Annotated in this window: 13 protein-coding genes; 9 read left to right on the forward strand and 4 right to left on the reverse strand. The window is 75.3% G+C overall.

The window, feature by feature from the left end; genetic code table 11:
- Nucleotides 1-99 precede the first annotated feature (99 nt).
- Nucleotides 100-738, reverse strand: coding sequence for a nitroreductase family protein (locus ACILQ5_RS16970; RefSeq protein WP_395659208.1), 639 nt, complete (start codon nucleotides 736-738; stop codon nucleotides 100-102).
- A 22-nt stretch (nucleotides 739-760) separates the two neighbouring features.
- Here ACILQ5_RS16970 and ACILQ5_RS16975 point away from each other — a divergent pair, with 22 nt between their 5' ends.
- Genes ACILQ5_RS16975 through hutI form a run of 3 tightly spaced genes read left to right on the forward strand, consistent with a single transcriptional unit; the run spans nucleotide 761 to nucleotide 4,409 of the window.
- Complete coding sequence (locus tag ACILQ5_RS16975; RefSeq protein WP_395659209.1) at nucleotides 761-1,945, forward strand: allantoate amidohydrolase; 1,185 nt, start codon at nucleotides 761-763, stop codon at nucleotides 1,943-1,945.
- The gene (locus ACILQ5_RS16980; protein WP_395659210.1) at nucleotides 1,942-3,258 is read left to right on the forward strand and encodes a formimidoylglutamate deiminase; all 1,317 of its coding nucleotides are present in this window, start codon (nucleotides 1,942-1,944) and stop codon (nucleotides 3,256-3,258) included. The genes ACILQ5_RS16975 and ACILQ5_RS16980 overlap by 4 nt, the downstream gene beginning before the upstream one ends.
- Nucleotides 3,243-4,409 (forward strand): imidazolonepropionase, encoded by a 1,167-nt coding sequence (hutI, locus tag ACILQ5_RS16985; RefSeq protein ID WP_395659211.1) that lies wholly within the window; start codon nucleotides 3,243-3,245, stop codon nucleotides 4,407-4,409. The genes ACILQ5_RS16980 and hutI overlap by 16 nt, the downstream gene beginning before the upstream one ends.
- A gap of 28 nt (nucleotides 4,410-4,437) precedes the next feature.
- Here hutI and ACILQ5_RS16990 read toward each other — a convergent pair whose 3' ends face one another.
- Complete coding sequence (locus ACILQ5_RS16990; RefSeq protein ID WP_395659212.1) at nucleotides 4,438-5,082, reverse strand: hypothetical protein; 645 nt, start codon at nucleotides 5,080-5,082, stop codon at nucleotides 4,438-4,440.
- 276 nt (nucleotides 5,083-5,358) lie between these two features.
- On the opposite strand from ACILQ5_RS16990, the gene ACILQ5_RS16995 reads away from it, so the two are divergent.
- The 6 genes from ACILQ5_RS16995 (at nucleotide 5,359) to ACILQ5_RS17020 (ending at nucleotide 11,737) form a co-directional block, all read left to right on the forward strand.
- A complete protein-coding gene (locus ACILQ5_RS16995; protein ID WP_395659213.1) occupies nucleotides 5,359-5,520 on the forward strand; it encodes a hypothetical protein in 162 nt (53 codons plus the stop codon).
- 58 nt (nucleotides 5,521-5,578) lie between these two features.
- Nucleotides 5,579-8,521 (forward strand): AAA family ATPase, encoded by a 2,943-nt coding sequence (locus ACILQ5_RS17000; RefSeq protein ID WP_395659214.1) that lies wholly within the window; start codon nucleotides 5,579-5,581, stop codon nucleotides 8,519-8,521.
- A 128-nt stretch (nucleotides 8,522-8,649) separates the two neighbouring features.
- The gene (locus tag ACILQ5_RS17005; RefSeq protein ID WP_395659215.1) at nucleotides 8,650-8,967 is read left to right on the forward strand and encodes a hypothetical protein; all 318 of its coding nucleotides are present in this window, start codon (nucleotides 8,650-8,652) and stop codon (nucleotides 8,965-8,967) included.
- Nucleotides 8,968-10,083 carry a cupin domain-containing protein gene (locus tag ACILQ5_RS17010; RefSeq protein ID WP_395659216.1) on the forward strand — a complete coding sequence of 372 codons (1,116 nt, stop codon included), beginning with the start codon at nucleotides 8,968-8,970 and terminating at the stop codon, nucleotides 10,081-10,083.
- Nucleotides 10,080-10,985 (forward strand): sucrase ferredoxin, encoded by a 906-nt coding sequence (locus ACILQ5_RS17015; protein ID WP_395659217.1) that lies wholly within the window; start codon nucleotides 10,080-10,082, stop codon nucleotides 10,983-10,985. Before ACILQ5_RS17010 ends, ACILQ5_RS17015 begins: the two co-directional genes overlap by 4 nt.
- Before the next feature lie 26 nt (nucleotides 10,986-11,011).
- The gene (locus tag ACILQ5_RS17020) at nucleotides 11,012-11,737 is read left to right on the forward strand and encodes a TSUP family transporter (RefSeq protein ID WP_395659218.1); all 726 of its coding nucleotides are present in this window, start codon (nucleotides 11,012-11,014) and stop codon (nucleotides 11,735-11,737) included.
- A 22-nt stretch (nucleotides 11,738-11,759) separates the two neighbouring features.
- Here the strand turns inward: ACILQ5_RS17020 and ACILQ5_RS17025 are convergent, their stop codons facing one another.
- Entirely contained in the window at nucleotides 11,760-12,305 is a 546-nt protein-coding gene (locus tag ACILQ5_RS17025) for a CG0192-related protein (protein ID WP_395659219.1), read from the reverse strand.
- Between the two features lie 20 nt (nucleotides 12,306-12,325).
- The gene (locus ACILQ5_RS17030) at nucleotides 12,326-13,063 is read right to left on the reverse strand and encodes an SDR family NAD(P)-dependent oxidoreductase (protein ID WP_395659220.1); all 738 of its coding nucleotides are present in this window, start codon (nucleotides 13,061-13,063) and stop codon (nucleotides 12,326-12,328) included.
- Between the last annotated feature and the right edge of the window lie 85 nt (nucleotides 13,064-13,148).

Raw genomic sequence — 13,148 nt, forward strand, 5'->3', positions numbered from 1 at the left:
GCCGCGGCGACTCGGGGAAGCCGGCCCCGGCCCCCTGATCCGCCCGGTCCGTCTCGGATGCGAGACTGCCGCGCCGCTGCGGTCGTTGACCGTCCGGGGTCACGCCGATGGACTGGTCCCGTGCCCCCAGCGTCCGCCCCACCGACCGCCGTGCACCAGCTCGTCCATGTCCCGGCGGCGCCGGCGCGACGGCGACCCGCTGGCGCCGGCGTCCTCCGCGTGGTGGCCGATCGTCACGACGCCGACCGGGTCGAAGTCCTCCGGGATCCCGAACGCCGCGCGCACGGCGGGCTCACGCTCGGGCGGGATGCCGATGAAGCAGGAGGCCAGGCCGTGGTCGGTCGCGGTCTGCAGGATCAGCAGGCTGGCCATCGCGGTGTCCATGTCCCAGAACGGCTTGGGCCAGCGCCGCTCGTCCTGGTCGGTCCAGCCCTTGTCGTCCTCGGCGTAGCGGCGCAGGTAGGCCGCCTTGCTGGAGCAGGGCAGGATCACCACCGGCGCGCGCATCATGCCGCGCAGCCACTCGTCCGGCTGGTCGACGTCCTCGGCGGTCGCCTCCCAGAAGGTGCGGACGTCCTCGGGGGTGTCGAGGACGAGGAACGCCCAGCCCTGGCTGAAGCCGGCGTTCGGCGCGCGGACCGCGTTGTGCAGCGCCAGGTCGACGACCTCCGGGTCGACGGGGGTGGTCGCGTAGTTGCGGACCATCTTGCGGCGGCGTACGACGTCCTGGAACTCCACGGGGACCAGTATGGGGACCGACGTGCCTGACGACTTCGAGCGGATGTGGGCCGACCTCGCCCCGGTCGGCCGGTCGGCGCGCTCCGGGGGCTACTTCCGGCAGCCGTTCACGACCCCCGAGCGTGAGCTGTCCGCCTGGTTCGTCGGGCAGTGCACCGCGCGCGGGCTGCGGGTGGAGGCCGACGCGTTCGGCAACGTCGTCGGCTGGTGGGACGTGGGCACCGGACCGGCGCTGCTGACCGGCTCGCACCTCGACTCGGTGCTCGACGGCGGGGCGTACGACGGCCCGCTCGGTGTCGTGTCCGCGCTGGCCGCCCTCGACCTCGTGCGCGAGCGCGGCGTCGTGCCCGGCCGTCCGGTGGGGGTGTCGGTGTTCGTCGAGGAGGAGGGCTCGCGGTTCGGGCTGGCCTGCCTGGGCTCGCGGCTCGCGACCGGTGCGACCCCGTGGGAGTCGGCCCGCGGGCTGACCGACCGGGACGGCGTGCATCTCGGTGACGTGGTGGAGGGCGGGACCTCGTCGCTGCTGGACGGGGTGGGGACCTTCGTCGAGCTGCACGTCGAGCAGGGCCGCGACCTGGTCGACCGGGGGGCCGCGGTCGGCGTGGCGAGCGGGATCTGGCCGCACGGGCGCTACCGGTTCGAGTTCACCGGCGCCGCCAACCACGCCGGCACCACGCGCATGGAGGACCGGGTCGACCCCATGCTCACCTACGCGTTCACCGCGCTCGGTGCGAACAAGCAGGCGCGGCTGGCCGGCCAGCGTGCGACCTTCGGGCGCGTGTCGGTCGAGCCCAACGGCACCAACGCGGTGCCGTCCCGGGTGACCGCCTGGCTCGACGCGCGGTGCTCGACCGAGGCCGGGCTCGAGGAGCTGGTGGGGTCGATCTCGACGCAGGCGGCCGACCGGGCCGACCGGGACGGGACCCGGCTGACCGTCGTCGCGGAGTCGGTGTCGCCGACCGTCGTCTTCGACGACGCCCTCGCGGCGCGGGTCGCGGCCGACCACGAGGGCGGCGACTGGCCGGTCATCCCCACCCAGGCCGGCCACGACGCGGGCATCCTCTCCGCGGCCGGCATCCCCACGACGATGCTCTTCGTCCGCAACCCGACCGGTGTCTCGCACTCCCCGGACGAGCACGCCGAGGTCGCCGACTGCCTGGTCGGCGTCTCCGCGCTCGCCGACACGCTCGAGCGGCTGGCCCGGTGACCCACCTGGGGGGCGGGTCCTCCTCGTCGTACCTCCTCGAGCGGGCCTGGGTCGACGGCGCCGTGTGCGACGAGGTGCTGGTCGAGATCGAGGACGGGCGGTTCACGACGGTCGTGCCACGAAACTCATCCCTGGACGACGAAGCTTCATCGTCCAGGCGTGAGTTTCATCGGCCGGCCGATGAACCTTCACGGCTCCCCGGCCTCACCCTCCCCGGCCTCGCGAACGACCACAGCCACGCGTTCCACCGCGCCCTGCGCGGGCGGACCCAGCGCGAGCGGGGGACGTTCTGGACCTGGCGGGAGCAGATGTACGACGTGGCCGGACGGCTCACGCCGGACGGCTACTTCGCGCTCGCCCGGGCCACGTACCGCGAGATGGTCGCGGCCGGCTACACCAGCGTGAGCGAGTTCCACTACCTGCACCACCGGCCCGACGGGTCGCCCCACGACCACCCGAACGCGATGGGCGAGGCCCTGGTGGCCGCGGCCGCCGAGGCCGGGATCCGGATCACGTTGCTCGACACCTGCTACCTCAGCAGCGGCTTCGGCGCGCCGCCCGAGGGCGTGCAGCGGCGCTACAGCGACGGCACCGCGGCTGCCTGGGCCGAGCGCGCCGGGGACGGCCCCGCCGCGATCCACTCGGTGCGTGCGGTGCCCCGCGACCAGCTCGCGGTGTTCCGCGGCCGCGCGCCCCTGCACGTCCACCTCTCCGAGCAGGTCGCGGAGAACCAGGCCTGCCTCGCGGCGTACGGCGTCACCCCGACCCGCCTGCTGCACGACGAGGGTCTCCTCGGACCGGACACCACGGTCGTCCACGCCACGCACCTCACCGACGACGACATCGCGCTGCTCGGCGGCACCCGCACCAACGTCTGCATCACCCCGACCACCGAGCGGGACCTCGCCGACGGCATCGGTCCGGCCCGCCGGCTGGCCGAGGCGGGCTGCCGGGTCAGCATCGGCAGCGACAGCCACGCGGTCGTCGACCCGTTCGAGGAGCTGCGTGGCCTGGAGATGGACGAGCGCCTGGCCACCCAGGAGCGCGGCCACTGGACCGCGGCGGAGCTGCTCGCGGTGGGCACGCCCCGCCGGATCGCCGTCGGGGAGCCGGCGGACCTGGTCACGATCGACACCCGCAGCCCGCGCACCGCGGGCACCGGCGCCGACGAGCACACCGCTGTCTACGCGGCGACCGCCGCGGACGTCACCCACGTGGTGGTCGGCGGCCGTCCGGTCCACACGGCCGCGGACGTGGAGCAGATCGGGCGCGAGCTCGACCGGGCGATGGGAGACCTGTGGCCAGCACCGTGATCACCAACATCGGCGAGCTGGTCACCAACGACCCGGCCGCGACCGACCTCCTCGGCACGGTGGCCGACGCGGCACTCGTCGTCGACGGCACCCGGGTCGCGTGGGTCGGCCCGGCCGCGGACGCGCCCGCCGCCGACCAGCAGGTCGACGTGGGGGGCCGGTCGGTGCTGCCGGGCTTCGTCGACAGCCACACCCACCTGGTCTTCGCGGGCGACCGGGCCCCGGAGTTCGCGGCCCGGATGGCCGGGACGCCGTACGCCGCCGGCGGGATCCGCACCACCGTCGCCGCGACCCGCGCCGCGACCGACGAGCAGCTCACCAGCCACGTCGCCCGGCTGGTCGAGGAGATGCGCCGCCAGGGCACGACGACCGTCGAGATCAAGAGCGGCTACGGCCTCACCGTCCGTGACGAGGCGCGCTCGCTCGCGGTCGCGCGGCAGTTCACCGACGAGACGACCTTCCTCGGGGCCCACGTCGTGCCGGTCGAGCACGCCGACGACCCCGCGGCGTACGTCGACCTGGTGACCGGCCCGATGCTCGACGCCGCCGCCCCGCACGCCCGCTGGATCGACGTCTTCTGCGAGCGCGGTGCCTTCGACGCCGACCAGGCGTTCCGCATCCTCGAGGCGGGAGCGGCCGTCGGCCTGCGCGGCCGGCTGCACGCCAACCAGCTCGGCCCGGGCCCCGGCGTCCGGCTGGCGGCCGAGCTCGGCCTGGTCGCCGTCGACCACTGCACCTACCTGGACGACGCCGACGTCGACGCCCTGCACGACTCGGGCACGATCGCGACGCTGCTGCCCGGCGTCGAGTTCTCGACCCGCCAGCCCTACCCCTCCGCCCGCCGCCTCCTCGACGCGGGCGTGCGGGTCGCGATCGCGTCCGACTGCAACCCCGGCTCCTGCTTCACCAGCTCCATGCCGTTCTGCGTCGCCCTGGCCGTCCGGGAGATGGGCATGACGCCGGCCGAGGCGGTCCACGCGGCGACGTACCGCGCCGCCGAGGCGCTGGACCGTGACGACGTCGGCGCCCTCGTCCCCGGCCGCCGCGCCGACCTGGTGGTCCTGGACGCCCCGTCCCACGTGCACCTCGCCTACCGCCCCGGCGTGCCGCTGGTGGCGCAGACCTGGGTGGCCGGCCGCCCCGTGCTGTGACGCCGAGCCACCCCGCTCTCGAGGTCCCTCAGCCTCGCCGGAGCCGGGCGGAGAGGTTGGCGTCGTCGACCCGGCGGTGGTGCGTCGGGTTGAGCCCGTTGTCGAAGTAGTCGTGGTCGTCCTCGAGGGTCGCCGTGCTCCCCCCGCCGAGCGTCCACTGGGTCACCGAGTACCGGACCCACCGGGGGCGGTGCACGCACGACCGGGGCACCCACACCTGCACGGTGTCCGCCGCGTAGTCGATCTCGTGCCGCAGGTCCGGGCAGCGGACCCGGTTGCCGGTGACGGAGCTGAACAGGAAGCTGCGGCCGTGCCATCCCAGGGTCGTGTGCACCTCGGCGGTCACCCCGGGACCGTGGTCGAAGACCATCCGCTCCTGGCTGATGAACGGGTCGTGCTGCGGTCCCCGGGCCAGCTCCGCGAGCCGGACGGTGAACACGATCTGACGTCGCTCGTGCCCCGCGTCGACGGCGACCACGTCGGCGTTGCCGGGCGACCCGGCATGGTCCCAGCCGACCACGTAGCCCTCGTCGTCGCGGACCGCCTCCCACACGTCTCCGGTGGCGTCGTCGGTGTGCTGGGTGGCCGCGGCGGCGACCGGGACCACGGAGAGGCACGTGACGAAGCCGACGACGAGCGCGGCGACGCGGAGGGCTGGTCGCGGACGGGCCATGGCTGCGTCTCCTCCTGCGGCGGTGCGCGGGAGGGTCCGGTGCTGCCTCGCTCCTCGGTGACGACCCCCGCGTCGTCTCCCTCGACGATAGGCGCGGGTGGACCGTGCGGCCAGAGCAGCCGCGCCCTCCACGAGCGCGCGCGGGCGCCGGCACCAGGGAGGCGTCTCTAAGGCACCCCCGGGCCGGCCCACGGGAGATAAGGCACCTTCCCGATGTGCCGCGCTACCTCAGACGACGAACCTCGTGCTCACCACCGAGGAGCTGAGGAGCCCACCATGTACGAGAGCACCATCGACCGCGACTACGTGAAGACCGAGCTGGAGTTCCGCCTGGGCCGGATCCAGGCCGACATCGCCGGCCGGCGTCGCCGCCGCCTGCTGAGCCGCAGGGGGTCCGGCGGAGCCGTCCAGGACAGCGGCTGGACCACGATCCGCTGACCGCCGGGCGGCGGAAATGACAGCGCACACCGTGCCCGGGCACGGGACACTGTCCGACGTGGCACACACCAGTCGGACGTTGGTCGGACGAGACGCCGAGCTGACGGAGGTCGCCTCCCTGCTCGGCGTCCGTCCGTCCCCGGCCCCGGACGGGGCCGGTACGCCGGTAGGCGAGACGGCCACGGTGCTGCTCTCCGGCGACGCCGGTGTCGGCAAGACCCGGCTGCTGACCGAGCTGCGCGACCTCGCGTTCACCGAGGGCTGGCAGGTCTTCGCGGGCCACTGCCTCGACTTCGGCGACAGCGCGCTGCCCTACCTCCCGTTCTCCGAGGTCCTCGGCCGCGTGGCGGCCGACCTGCCGGCGGTCGTCGACGACGTCGCGTCCCGGCACCCCGCGCTCGCCCGCCTCCAGCCCGGCCGCCGGATGATGGGCCACCAGGAGCGCGGCGACGCCGCGGCGCTCGACCGCGGCGACCTCTTCGAGGCCGTGCACGCCCTGCTGGAGGCCGTCGCCGAGACCGGCCCGGTGCTCCTCGTCGTCGAGGACACCCACTGGGCCGACCAGTCGACCCGCGACATGCTCAGCTTCCTCTTCTCCCGCCCCTTCGCCGGGCCGGTCGCGATCGTCGCGTCGTACCGCTCCGACGACCTGCACCGCCGCCACCCCCTGCGTCGCCAGGTGGCCGAGTGGTCCCGCCTGCGGGGCGTGCACCGCGTCGCGCTGTCCCCCCTGCCCGACGACGCGGTGCGCGCCCTGATCGCCGAGCTCGTCCCCGAGGGCCTCTCCGACCGGGAGCTGGCCGACATCGTCAGCCGCGCCGAGGGCAACGCGTTCTTCGTCGAGGAGCTCACCAGCGCCGCCGCCGGGCCCGGCAGCTGGGTCCCGGCCGACCTGGCCGACGTGCTGCTCGTGCGCCTCGACCGGCTCGACGACACCGCGCGCCAGGTGGTGCGCGCGGCCAGCGTCTCCGGTCGCCGGGTCGGCCACGACCTCCTCGCTGCGGTGCTCGACCTCGACGACGCCGCGCTCGACGAGGGCCTGCGCCAGGCGGTCGAGGGCAACATCGTGGTCGCGAGCGACTCGCGTTACTCCTTCCGGCACGCGCTCCTCGGCGAGGCGGTGTACGACGACCTGCTGCCCGGCGAGCGGGTCCGGCTGCACGGCCGCTACGTGACGGCCCTGCAGGAGGGCGTGGCCTCCGGGACCGCCGCCGAGCTGGCGCGGCACGCGCGGCTCGCGATGGACCTCGACACCGCCCTGACCGCGAGCATCCAGGCCGGCGACGAGGCCAGCCAGGTGGGCGGCCCGGACGAGGCGGCGTACCACTACCAGCAGGCGCTGGAGCTGCTCGTCGACCCGCGCCGCTGCGCGGAGGTCGACCTCGACCTCTCCAAGCTCGTGGTGAGCGCCGCCGAGGCGCTCTCGGCGAGCGGCGACCCCGAGCGCGCGGTGAAGGTGATCGTCGAGCAGCTCGAGCGGCTGCCCGCCGAGGCGCCGACGACGTGGCGGGCCCGGATGCTGTCCACCCAGGCGCACCTGCTGATGGCGACCGAGGGCACCGACCCGGTCCCGATCTCCGAGGACGCGGTCGCCCTGGTCCCCGACGGCGAGACCGGGCTCCGCACCCGGGTGCTCGCCACCCACGCCCGGGTGCTCGCCGGGATGGGCCGGTACGACGAGGCGCAGGCCGTCGGCATGGAGGCGCTCGGCCTGGCCGAGCGCCTCGACCTCAGCGAGCTCGTCGCCGACGTCATCACCACCCTCTCGGGCCTGAAGAAGAGCGGCCCGAAGGAGGGCCTGCGCTCGGCGCTCGCCGACGCGGTGATCCGGGCCGAGGAGTCCGGTGCCCTCGCCTCCGAGCTCCGGGCCCGCTACCTGCTCGGCCGCTCCTACGAGGACTGGGCCGAGTTCGACGAGACCGAGTTCTGGTTCCGCAGCGCGATCGACCGGGGCGTCGATGCCGGCATGCCGTTCGCGCCGTTCGCCTTCGAGTCCCGCTGGCAGCTCGCCTGGGTGTACGACGTGCTCGGCCGCTGGGACGAGGCGCTCGCGCTGACCGACGTGGCCGACGACCGGCCGCCGCCGATCCCGCGGGCCCTGCTCGAGCCGCTGCGCCTCGCGGTCCGGCTCGCGCGCGGCGCGGACGTGGCCGCCGACGCGCGGGCGCTGCGGATGTTCTGGGCCCGGGACGGCGGGGTGGCGATCAACGCCAGCGCGGTCGAGATCGACGCCGCCGGCTACCGCGGGGACGCCGCGGGCGCCGTCGAGGCCTACGACGAGGTCGTGGCCGTGCTGAGCCGGATCTGGCACGAGTGGTTCAGCGCGCGGATCCGTCTCGGCGCCCTCACCATCGCCGCCCTCGCCCGGGCGGTGCCGACCCTGTCCGCGGCCGAGCGGGCGACCTACGCCGAGCGGGTGGACCGCATCCTGGCCGACGGCCACGTCGTGCTGGACCGCTACTCCGACCCCTCCGGGCACTGGGGCCCCGAGGGCCGGGCGTGGATGAAGCGGCTCGACGCCGAGACGCTGCGGTTCCGCTGGCTGGTCGGCATCGACGCGCCGCCCCAGGAGGACCTGGTCCGCACCTGGCGCGAGGCGGTCACGCTGTTCGAGGACTTCGGGCACGTGCACGAGCTGGCCCGGGTGCGCACCGCCCTGGCGGAGATCCTGCGGGCCGGCGGCGACCTGGCCGGCGCCCGTGAGCTCGGCGACGCCGCCCGTGCCGCCGCGCACCGGCTCGGCGCCGTACGCCTGCTCGAGGACCTGAAGGCCATCGGCAGCACCCCGGTGCGCGGCGAGTCCGCCCCCGACGCGCTCACGCCGCGCGAGACCGAGATCCTCGCGCTCGTCGCCGAGGGCCGGTCCAACGGGGAGATCGGCAAGCAGCTGTTCATCAGCGCGAAGACCGTCTCGGTGCACGTCTCCAACATCCTGGCCAAGCTCGACGCGGCCGGCCGGACCGAGGCCGCCGCCATCGCCCGGAGGCGCGGGCTGCTGTAGCGGTCCGCCGGACCTGCCTGCCGGGTCGCCGGCCCGGTGTAGTGCGGACCAGCCAGGGGTACTCCTTGTCCGCCGGTCCGCCCCCCAGCAGACTGGCGACCACAGCTGGCCACGACACAGGAGGACCCATGACCCCGGAAGAGCCCCTGAGCGACGACGACATGACGACGGCCTCGGCCGGTGACCCGCTCGCCGGTGGCGGCGACGCCGACGGCACCGACGGCGACGGCGCGGACGGCGACAGCACCGACAGCACCGACGGCGACAGCACCGACAGCGACGGCACCGACGGCGGCGACAGCGACGGCACCGACGGCGGCGACAGCGACGGCACCGACGGCGGCGACAGCGACGGCACCGACGGCGGCGACAGCGACGGCACGGACGGCGACGCCGGCGACGGTGACGGCACCGACGGCGACGGCACCGACGGCGACGCCTCCTGAGTGTCTGCTCTCGACCTGCTGAGCGGTGACGCCCAGACCTTCCTCGCGAAGGTCTGGGCGTCCCGCGTGCACGTGCACCGCACCGACCCCGAGGACCTGGTCGGGCTGCTCTCGCTCGACGACGCCGACCACCTGCTGACCTCGACCGCGATCCGCACGCCGTCGGTCCGGCTGGCCCAGGACGGCGCGGTGCTGCCGGAGTCGTCGTACACCCGCAGCGCCACCCTGGCCGGCAAGTCCCTCACCGGGCTCGTCGACGGGCGCAAGGCCCTCGACCTCTTCCGCGACGGCGCGACCGTCGTCTTCCAGGGGCTGCACCGCTACTGGCCGCCGCTGACCCGGCTGGTCGCCGAGCTCGAGGTCGAGCTCGGCCACCCCTGCCAGGCCAACGCCTACCTCACGCCCCCGGGCGCCCAGGGGTTCGCCGTCCACGCGGACTCCCACGACGTGTTCGTCTTCCAGACCGCCGGCTCCAAGCTCTGGGAGGTGCACGGCCAGGACGGGCCGGAGGAGCTGCTGCTCGAGCCCGGGCTGTCGATGTACCTGCCCACCGGCACGCCGCACGCCGCACGCGCCCAGCAGACGGTGTCGCTGCACGTGACGGTCGGCATCAACCAGCTCACCTGGCGCGGCCTGGTCGAGCGCACGATCAAGCCGGTCCTGGCCCAGGTGCCCGACGAGCACCTGCCCGCCGGCTACCTCGAGGACCCCGGCCGCCTCGCGGGCCCGCTCGCCGACCGGCTCGCCGCGCTGGCGGAGGCCGTGCGCGCCCTCGACACCGACGCCGCCGTCGAGGCGGAGGTTCGCCGGTTCCTCACCTCCCGCCCGCCGCGGCTGCCCGGCGGGCTGCACGACGTGCTCGGCCTCGCCGACCTGGCGGTCGACACCCGGCTGCGTCGCCGGCCCGGCCACCCCTGCGTGCTCCTCGACCGTGGCGACCGCGTCGAGGTGCTGCTCGGCGACCGCACCATGACCGTCCCGGCCTGGATCCGGCCGGCCCTCGAGGAGGTCCGCGCCCGCGCCGAGCTGACCCCGGCCGACCTCCCCCTCGACGCCGCGAGCAACCTCGTGCTCTGCCGCCGCCTGGTCCGCGAAGGGCTGCTGGAGCTCGCGTGAGCCCCTCTCCCGCGACCCGGTGCGCGGCCGCCAGCCTGCTGCGCGACGAGCCGGTCGGCGGCACCGCCACCCACGTCCGCACCTGGCTGCTGCTCGAGCACGTCGGCCCCTGGGGCCAGGACGCCCTCCGCGACGCGCGGCTCCCCGACGGCCTCGGCGCCGCGCTCGAGCAGCGCGCCCGCGACCTGCGCGCCAAGATCCTCCTGGTCCGCCGGTTCGCGTCGGTGCCGGACGGCGACGGGGTCCGCGTCTTCGCCGCGCACACCGACCCCGCAGGCCCGCGGCTGGAGTCCGGGGTGCTCGGCGACGAGCGCGAGGTGCTCGACCTCGACCTCGAGGCGTTCCGGCGCGGCGGCACGACCGGCCTCCCGGCGTACGACGGCTCGCTGTTCTGCGTGTGCACCAACGGCCGCCACGACGCGTGCTGCGCCGAGCGCGGCCGCCCCGTCGCGCGGGCCCTGGACCGGGCGCACCCGCAGGAGACCTGGGAGGTCTCGCACGTCGGCGGCGACCGGTTCGCCGCCAACATGGTCGTCCTGCCGCACGGGCTCTACTACGGGCGGCTCGACCCGGCCTCGGCGATCGCGGTCGCCGGATCGCACCTCAACGGCGAGCTCGACCTCGACCACCTGCGCGGCGGGTCCGCGCACCCGATGGCCGTGCAGGCGGCCGAGCTGCACCTGCGGCGCACGCTGGGCGCCACCCGGCTGGACGCCGTCGCGCTGACGGCGCGCTCGACCGATGGTGCCCGAACCACGGCTCGGTTCGCGGCGGCGGGCGGCACCTACGAGGTCGTCGTCGAGACCGTGCGCGACCCCGCCTCCGCTGCGCGGCTCACCTGCAAGGCCCAGCGGGACAACCCGGTCCCGCGGCACGAGGTCGTCGGTCTCACCCGCACCTGAGCCCGCGGGGGGCCAGACTCCGGAGCATGCCCCTCACCACCGTCGCCGTCGCCGTGGTCCTCGGCTTCGCGGCGGCCGTGCAGATGGCGAGCGGGTTCGGGTTCGCGCTCGTGGCGGTGCCGCTGCTCGCCCTCGTCGTCGGGCCGCACGAGGCCGTCGTGCTGGCGCTGCTGATGGGCACCGCGTTCAACGCGTGGCAGGCGGTGGAGGGCCGCCGCGACGTCGAGCGGCCCGTGCTCGCCCGGATCCTGGTGGCCGCCGGCGTCGGGATGCCCGCCGGCTACCTGCTCTACCGCGCGCTGGGGAGGGACTCGTTGACGGTGCTCGTCGGCGTCCTCGTCCTGGCCGCGGCGACGTCGCTGTGGCGGGGCTGGTCGTTGCCGGCCGCGGGCCGCGCGACCGACCTCGTCGCCGGGCTGGCCACGGGGGTGCTGACCACGGCGACCGCCACCAACGGGCCGCCGGTCGTCACGCTGCTGCACGCCCGCGGCGTCGGCCCGGAGGTGTTCCGGGCGATGACGACCACCGTGTTCCTCGTCCTCGACCTGCTCGCCGTGTGCCTCTTCGTCGCCACCGGCGACCTCGGTGCCGCGGAGGTGACGACCGCGGCCGTCGCGCTCCCGGTGGTCCTCGTCGGCGGGTTCCTCGGGTACCGCGCCCGCCGGCTGCTGTCGCCGGCGGCGTTCCGCAGGGTCGTGCTGCTGCTCCTCGCCGCCACCGGCGTCGTGGCCGTGCTGGCGGGCCTGACCTGACGCCGGCCGGCGGCCGGGACCGTCAGGGGCGCGCCAGCACGGCGAGCACGCCGGAGCCGCCGTCCCAGCTGCCGGTGAGTGCGGGCTCGCCGTCGACCGGCGCGCCCACGACGTGCACGACGACCGGCTCGCCGACGCCGCCGCTGCCGGCGACCCGGACGGACGGCTCGCGGACGACCCGCTCGCCGTCGACCTCGAACCACTCCTCGGCGCCGGTGCCGCGCTCGGCGACCGTCCGCGCCAGGGTCGCGTTCCAGACCGGGTCGCCTGTGGCGTCGTACACCCAGCGGGTCCCGAGGACGGAGTGCTCGGTGGTGCCGAGCAGGTGCTCCTCGGCGCCGTCGAGCGGGGCGCCGCGGTAGGTCAGCGGGACGTGGACCACGACCGTCCCGTCCGCGCTCCGGAGCAGCACCCCCTCCATCCCGACCTCGCCGTCGGGGTCGTCGAGCCGGTAGCCGCCGAGCGGGCGCAGGGCCGGCAGCCCGGCCGCCCAGGCCTGGGTCGGCAACCAGGCGGCGACGAGCTCGGGCTTGGACGGGGCGAGGGTCGCGCGGTGCAGGTGGGCCATCCCGCGATGCTAGGACGCGGCTAGGAGAAGGCGGCCAGCACGTGCTTGTTGAGGTCGGGGTAGCGCATCAGGTGGGCGCCGCCGTTGATGTCGAGCACCTCGCCGGTCACCCAGTCCGCGGTGGCCAGGTAGAGCGCGGCCGCGGCGATCTCGTCGGGCCGCCCGGACCGGCCGAGCGGGGTGTTCTCGAGGTAGTCGTCCTCGATCCCGGGGATCTCCATCGCCGGCTGGGTCAGCGGGGTGACCACGAGCCCGGGGGCGATGGCGTTCACGCGGATGCCGCGGGGTGCGAGCTCGAGCGCGGCGACCTGGGTGAGCATCGACAGGCCCGCCTTCGCCGCGCAGTACGGCGCCAGGCCGGCGCCGGGCTGCCGGGCGTTCAGCGAGGACAGCGAGATCACCGACCCGCCCGCGGACAGCCGCTGCCCCGCGTGCTTGAGGACCAGGAACGCACCGGTCAGGCAGACGTCGACGACGCGGCGCCACTCCTCGGCGGCCAGGTCGACCACGTTGCCCAGGGTCGAGACGCCCGCGCTGTTGACCACGACGTCGAGACGGCCCTGGTCGGCGAGGACCGCGTCGAGCGCGGCGGCGACCGAGCCCTCGTCGGTCACGTCGAGGTGGACCTCGGCGTCCGTGCCCGGCAGGTCGGCCGCGACCGTGTGCCAGCCCGCCGCCGCGAGCCCCGCGGCGACCGCTGCGCCGATGCCCGACGCGCCGCCGACGACCACCGCCACCCGCTCCGTTGTCGCGTCCATGCGCCCTCCCCGCTCCCGCGCCACCTGTTGACGCGTGTCAAGTGCAGACCCTAGCGTCGCGGCTAGAACATGTTCCAGTACGCCG

It is taken from the genome of Nocardioides sp. (genome assembly GCF_044226305.1).
In the GTDB taxonomy this organism is placed as follows: Bacteria; Actinomycetota; Actinomycetes; order Propionibacteriales; family Nocardioidaceae; genus Nocardioides.

What these genes read in the sequence shown, in the direction of transcription:
- ACILQ5_RS17030 (WP_395659220.1), bottom strand. Translation starts at nt 13,063, where the DNA reads ATGGACGCGACAACGGAGCGGGTGGCGGTGGTCGTCGGCGGCGCGTCG.
- ACILQ5_RS16995 (WP_395659213.1), top strand. Translation starts at nt 5,359, where the DNA reads ATGTACGAGAGCACCATCGACCGCGACTACGTGAAGACCGAGCTGGAG.
- ACILQ5_RS16990 (WP_395659212.1), bottom strand. Translation starts at nt 5,082, where the DNA reads ATGGCCCGTCCGCGACCAGCCCTCCGCGTCGCCGCGCTCGTCGTCGGC.
- ACILQ5_RS17020 (WP_395659218.1), top strand. Translation starts at nt 11,012, where the DNA reads ATGCCCCTCACCACCGTCGCCGTCGCCGTGGTCCTCGGCTTCGCGGCG.
- ACILQ5_RS17005 (WP_395659215.1), top strand. Translation starts at nt 8,650, where the DNA reads ATGACCCCGGAAGAGCCCCTGAGCGACGACGACATGACGACGGCCTCG.
- ACILQ5_RS17025 (WP_395659219.1), bottom strand. Translation starts at nt 12,305, where the DNA reads ATGGCCCACCTGCACCGCGCGACCCTCGCCCCGTCCAAGCCCGAGCTC.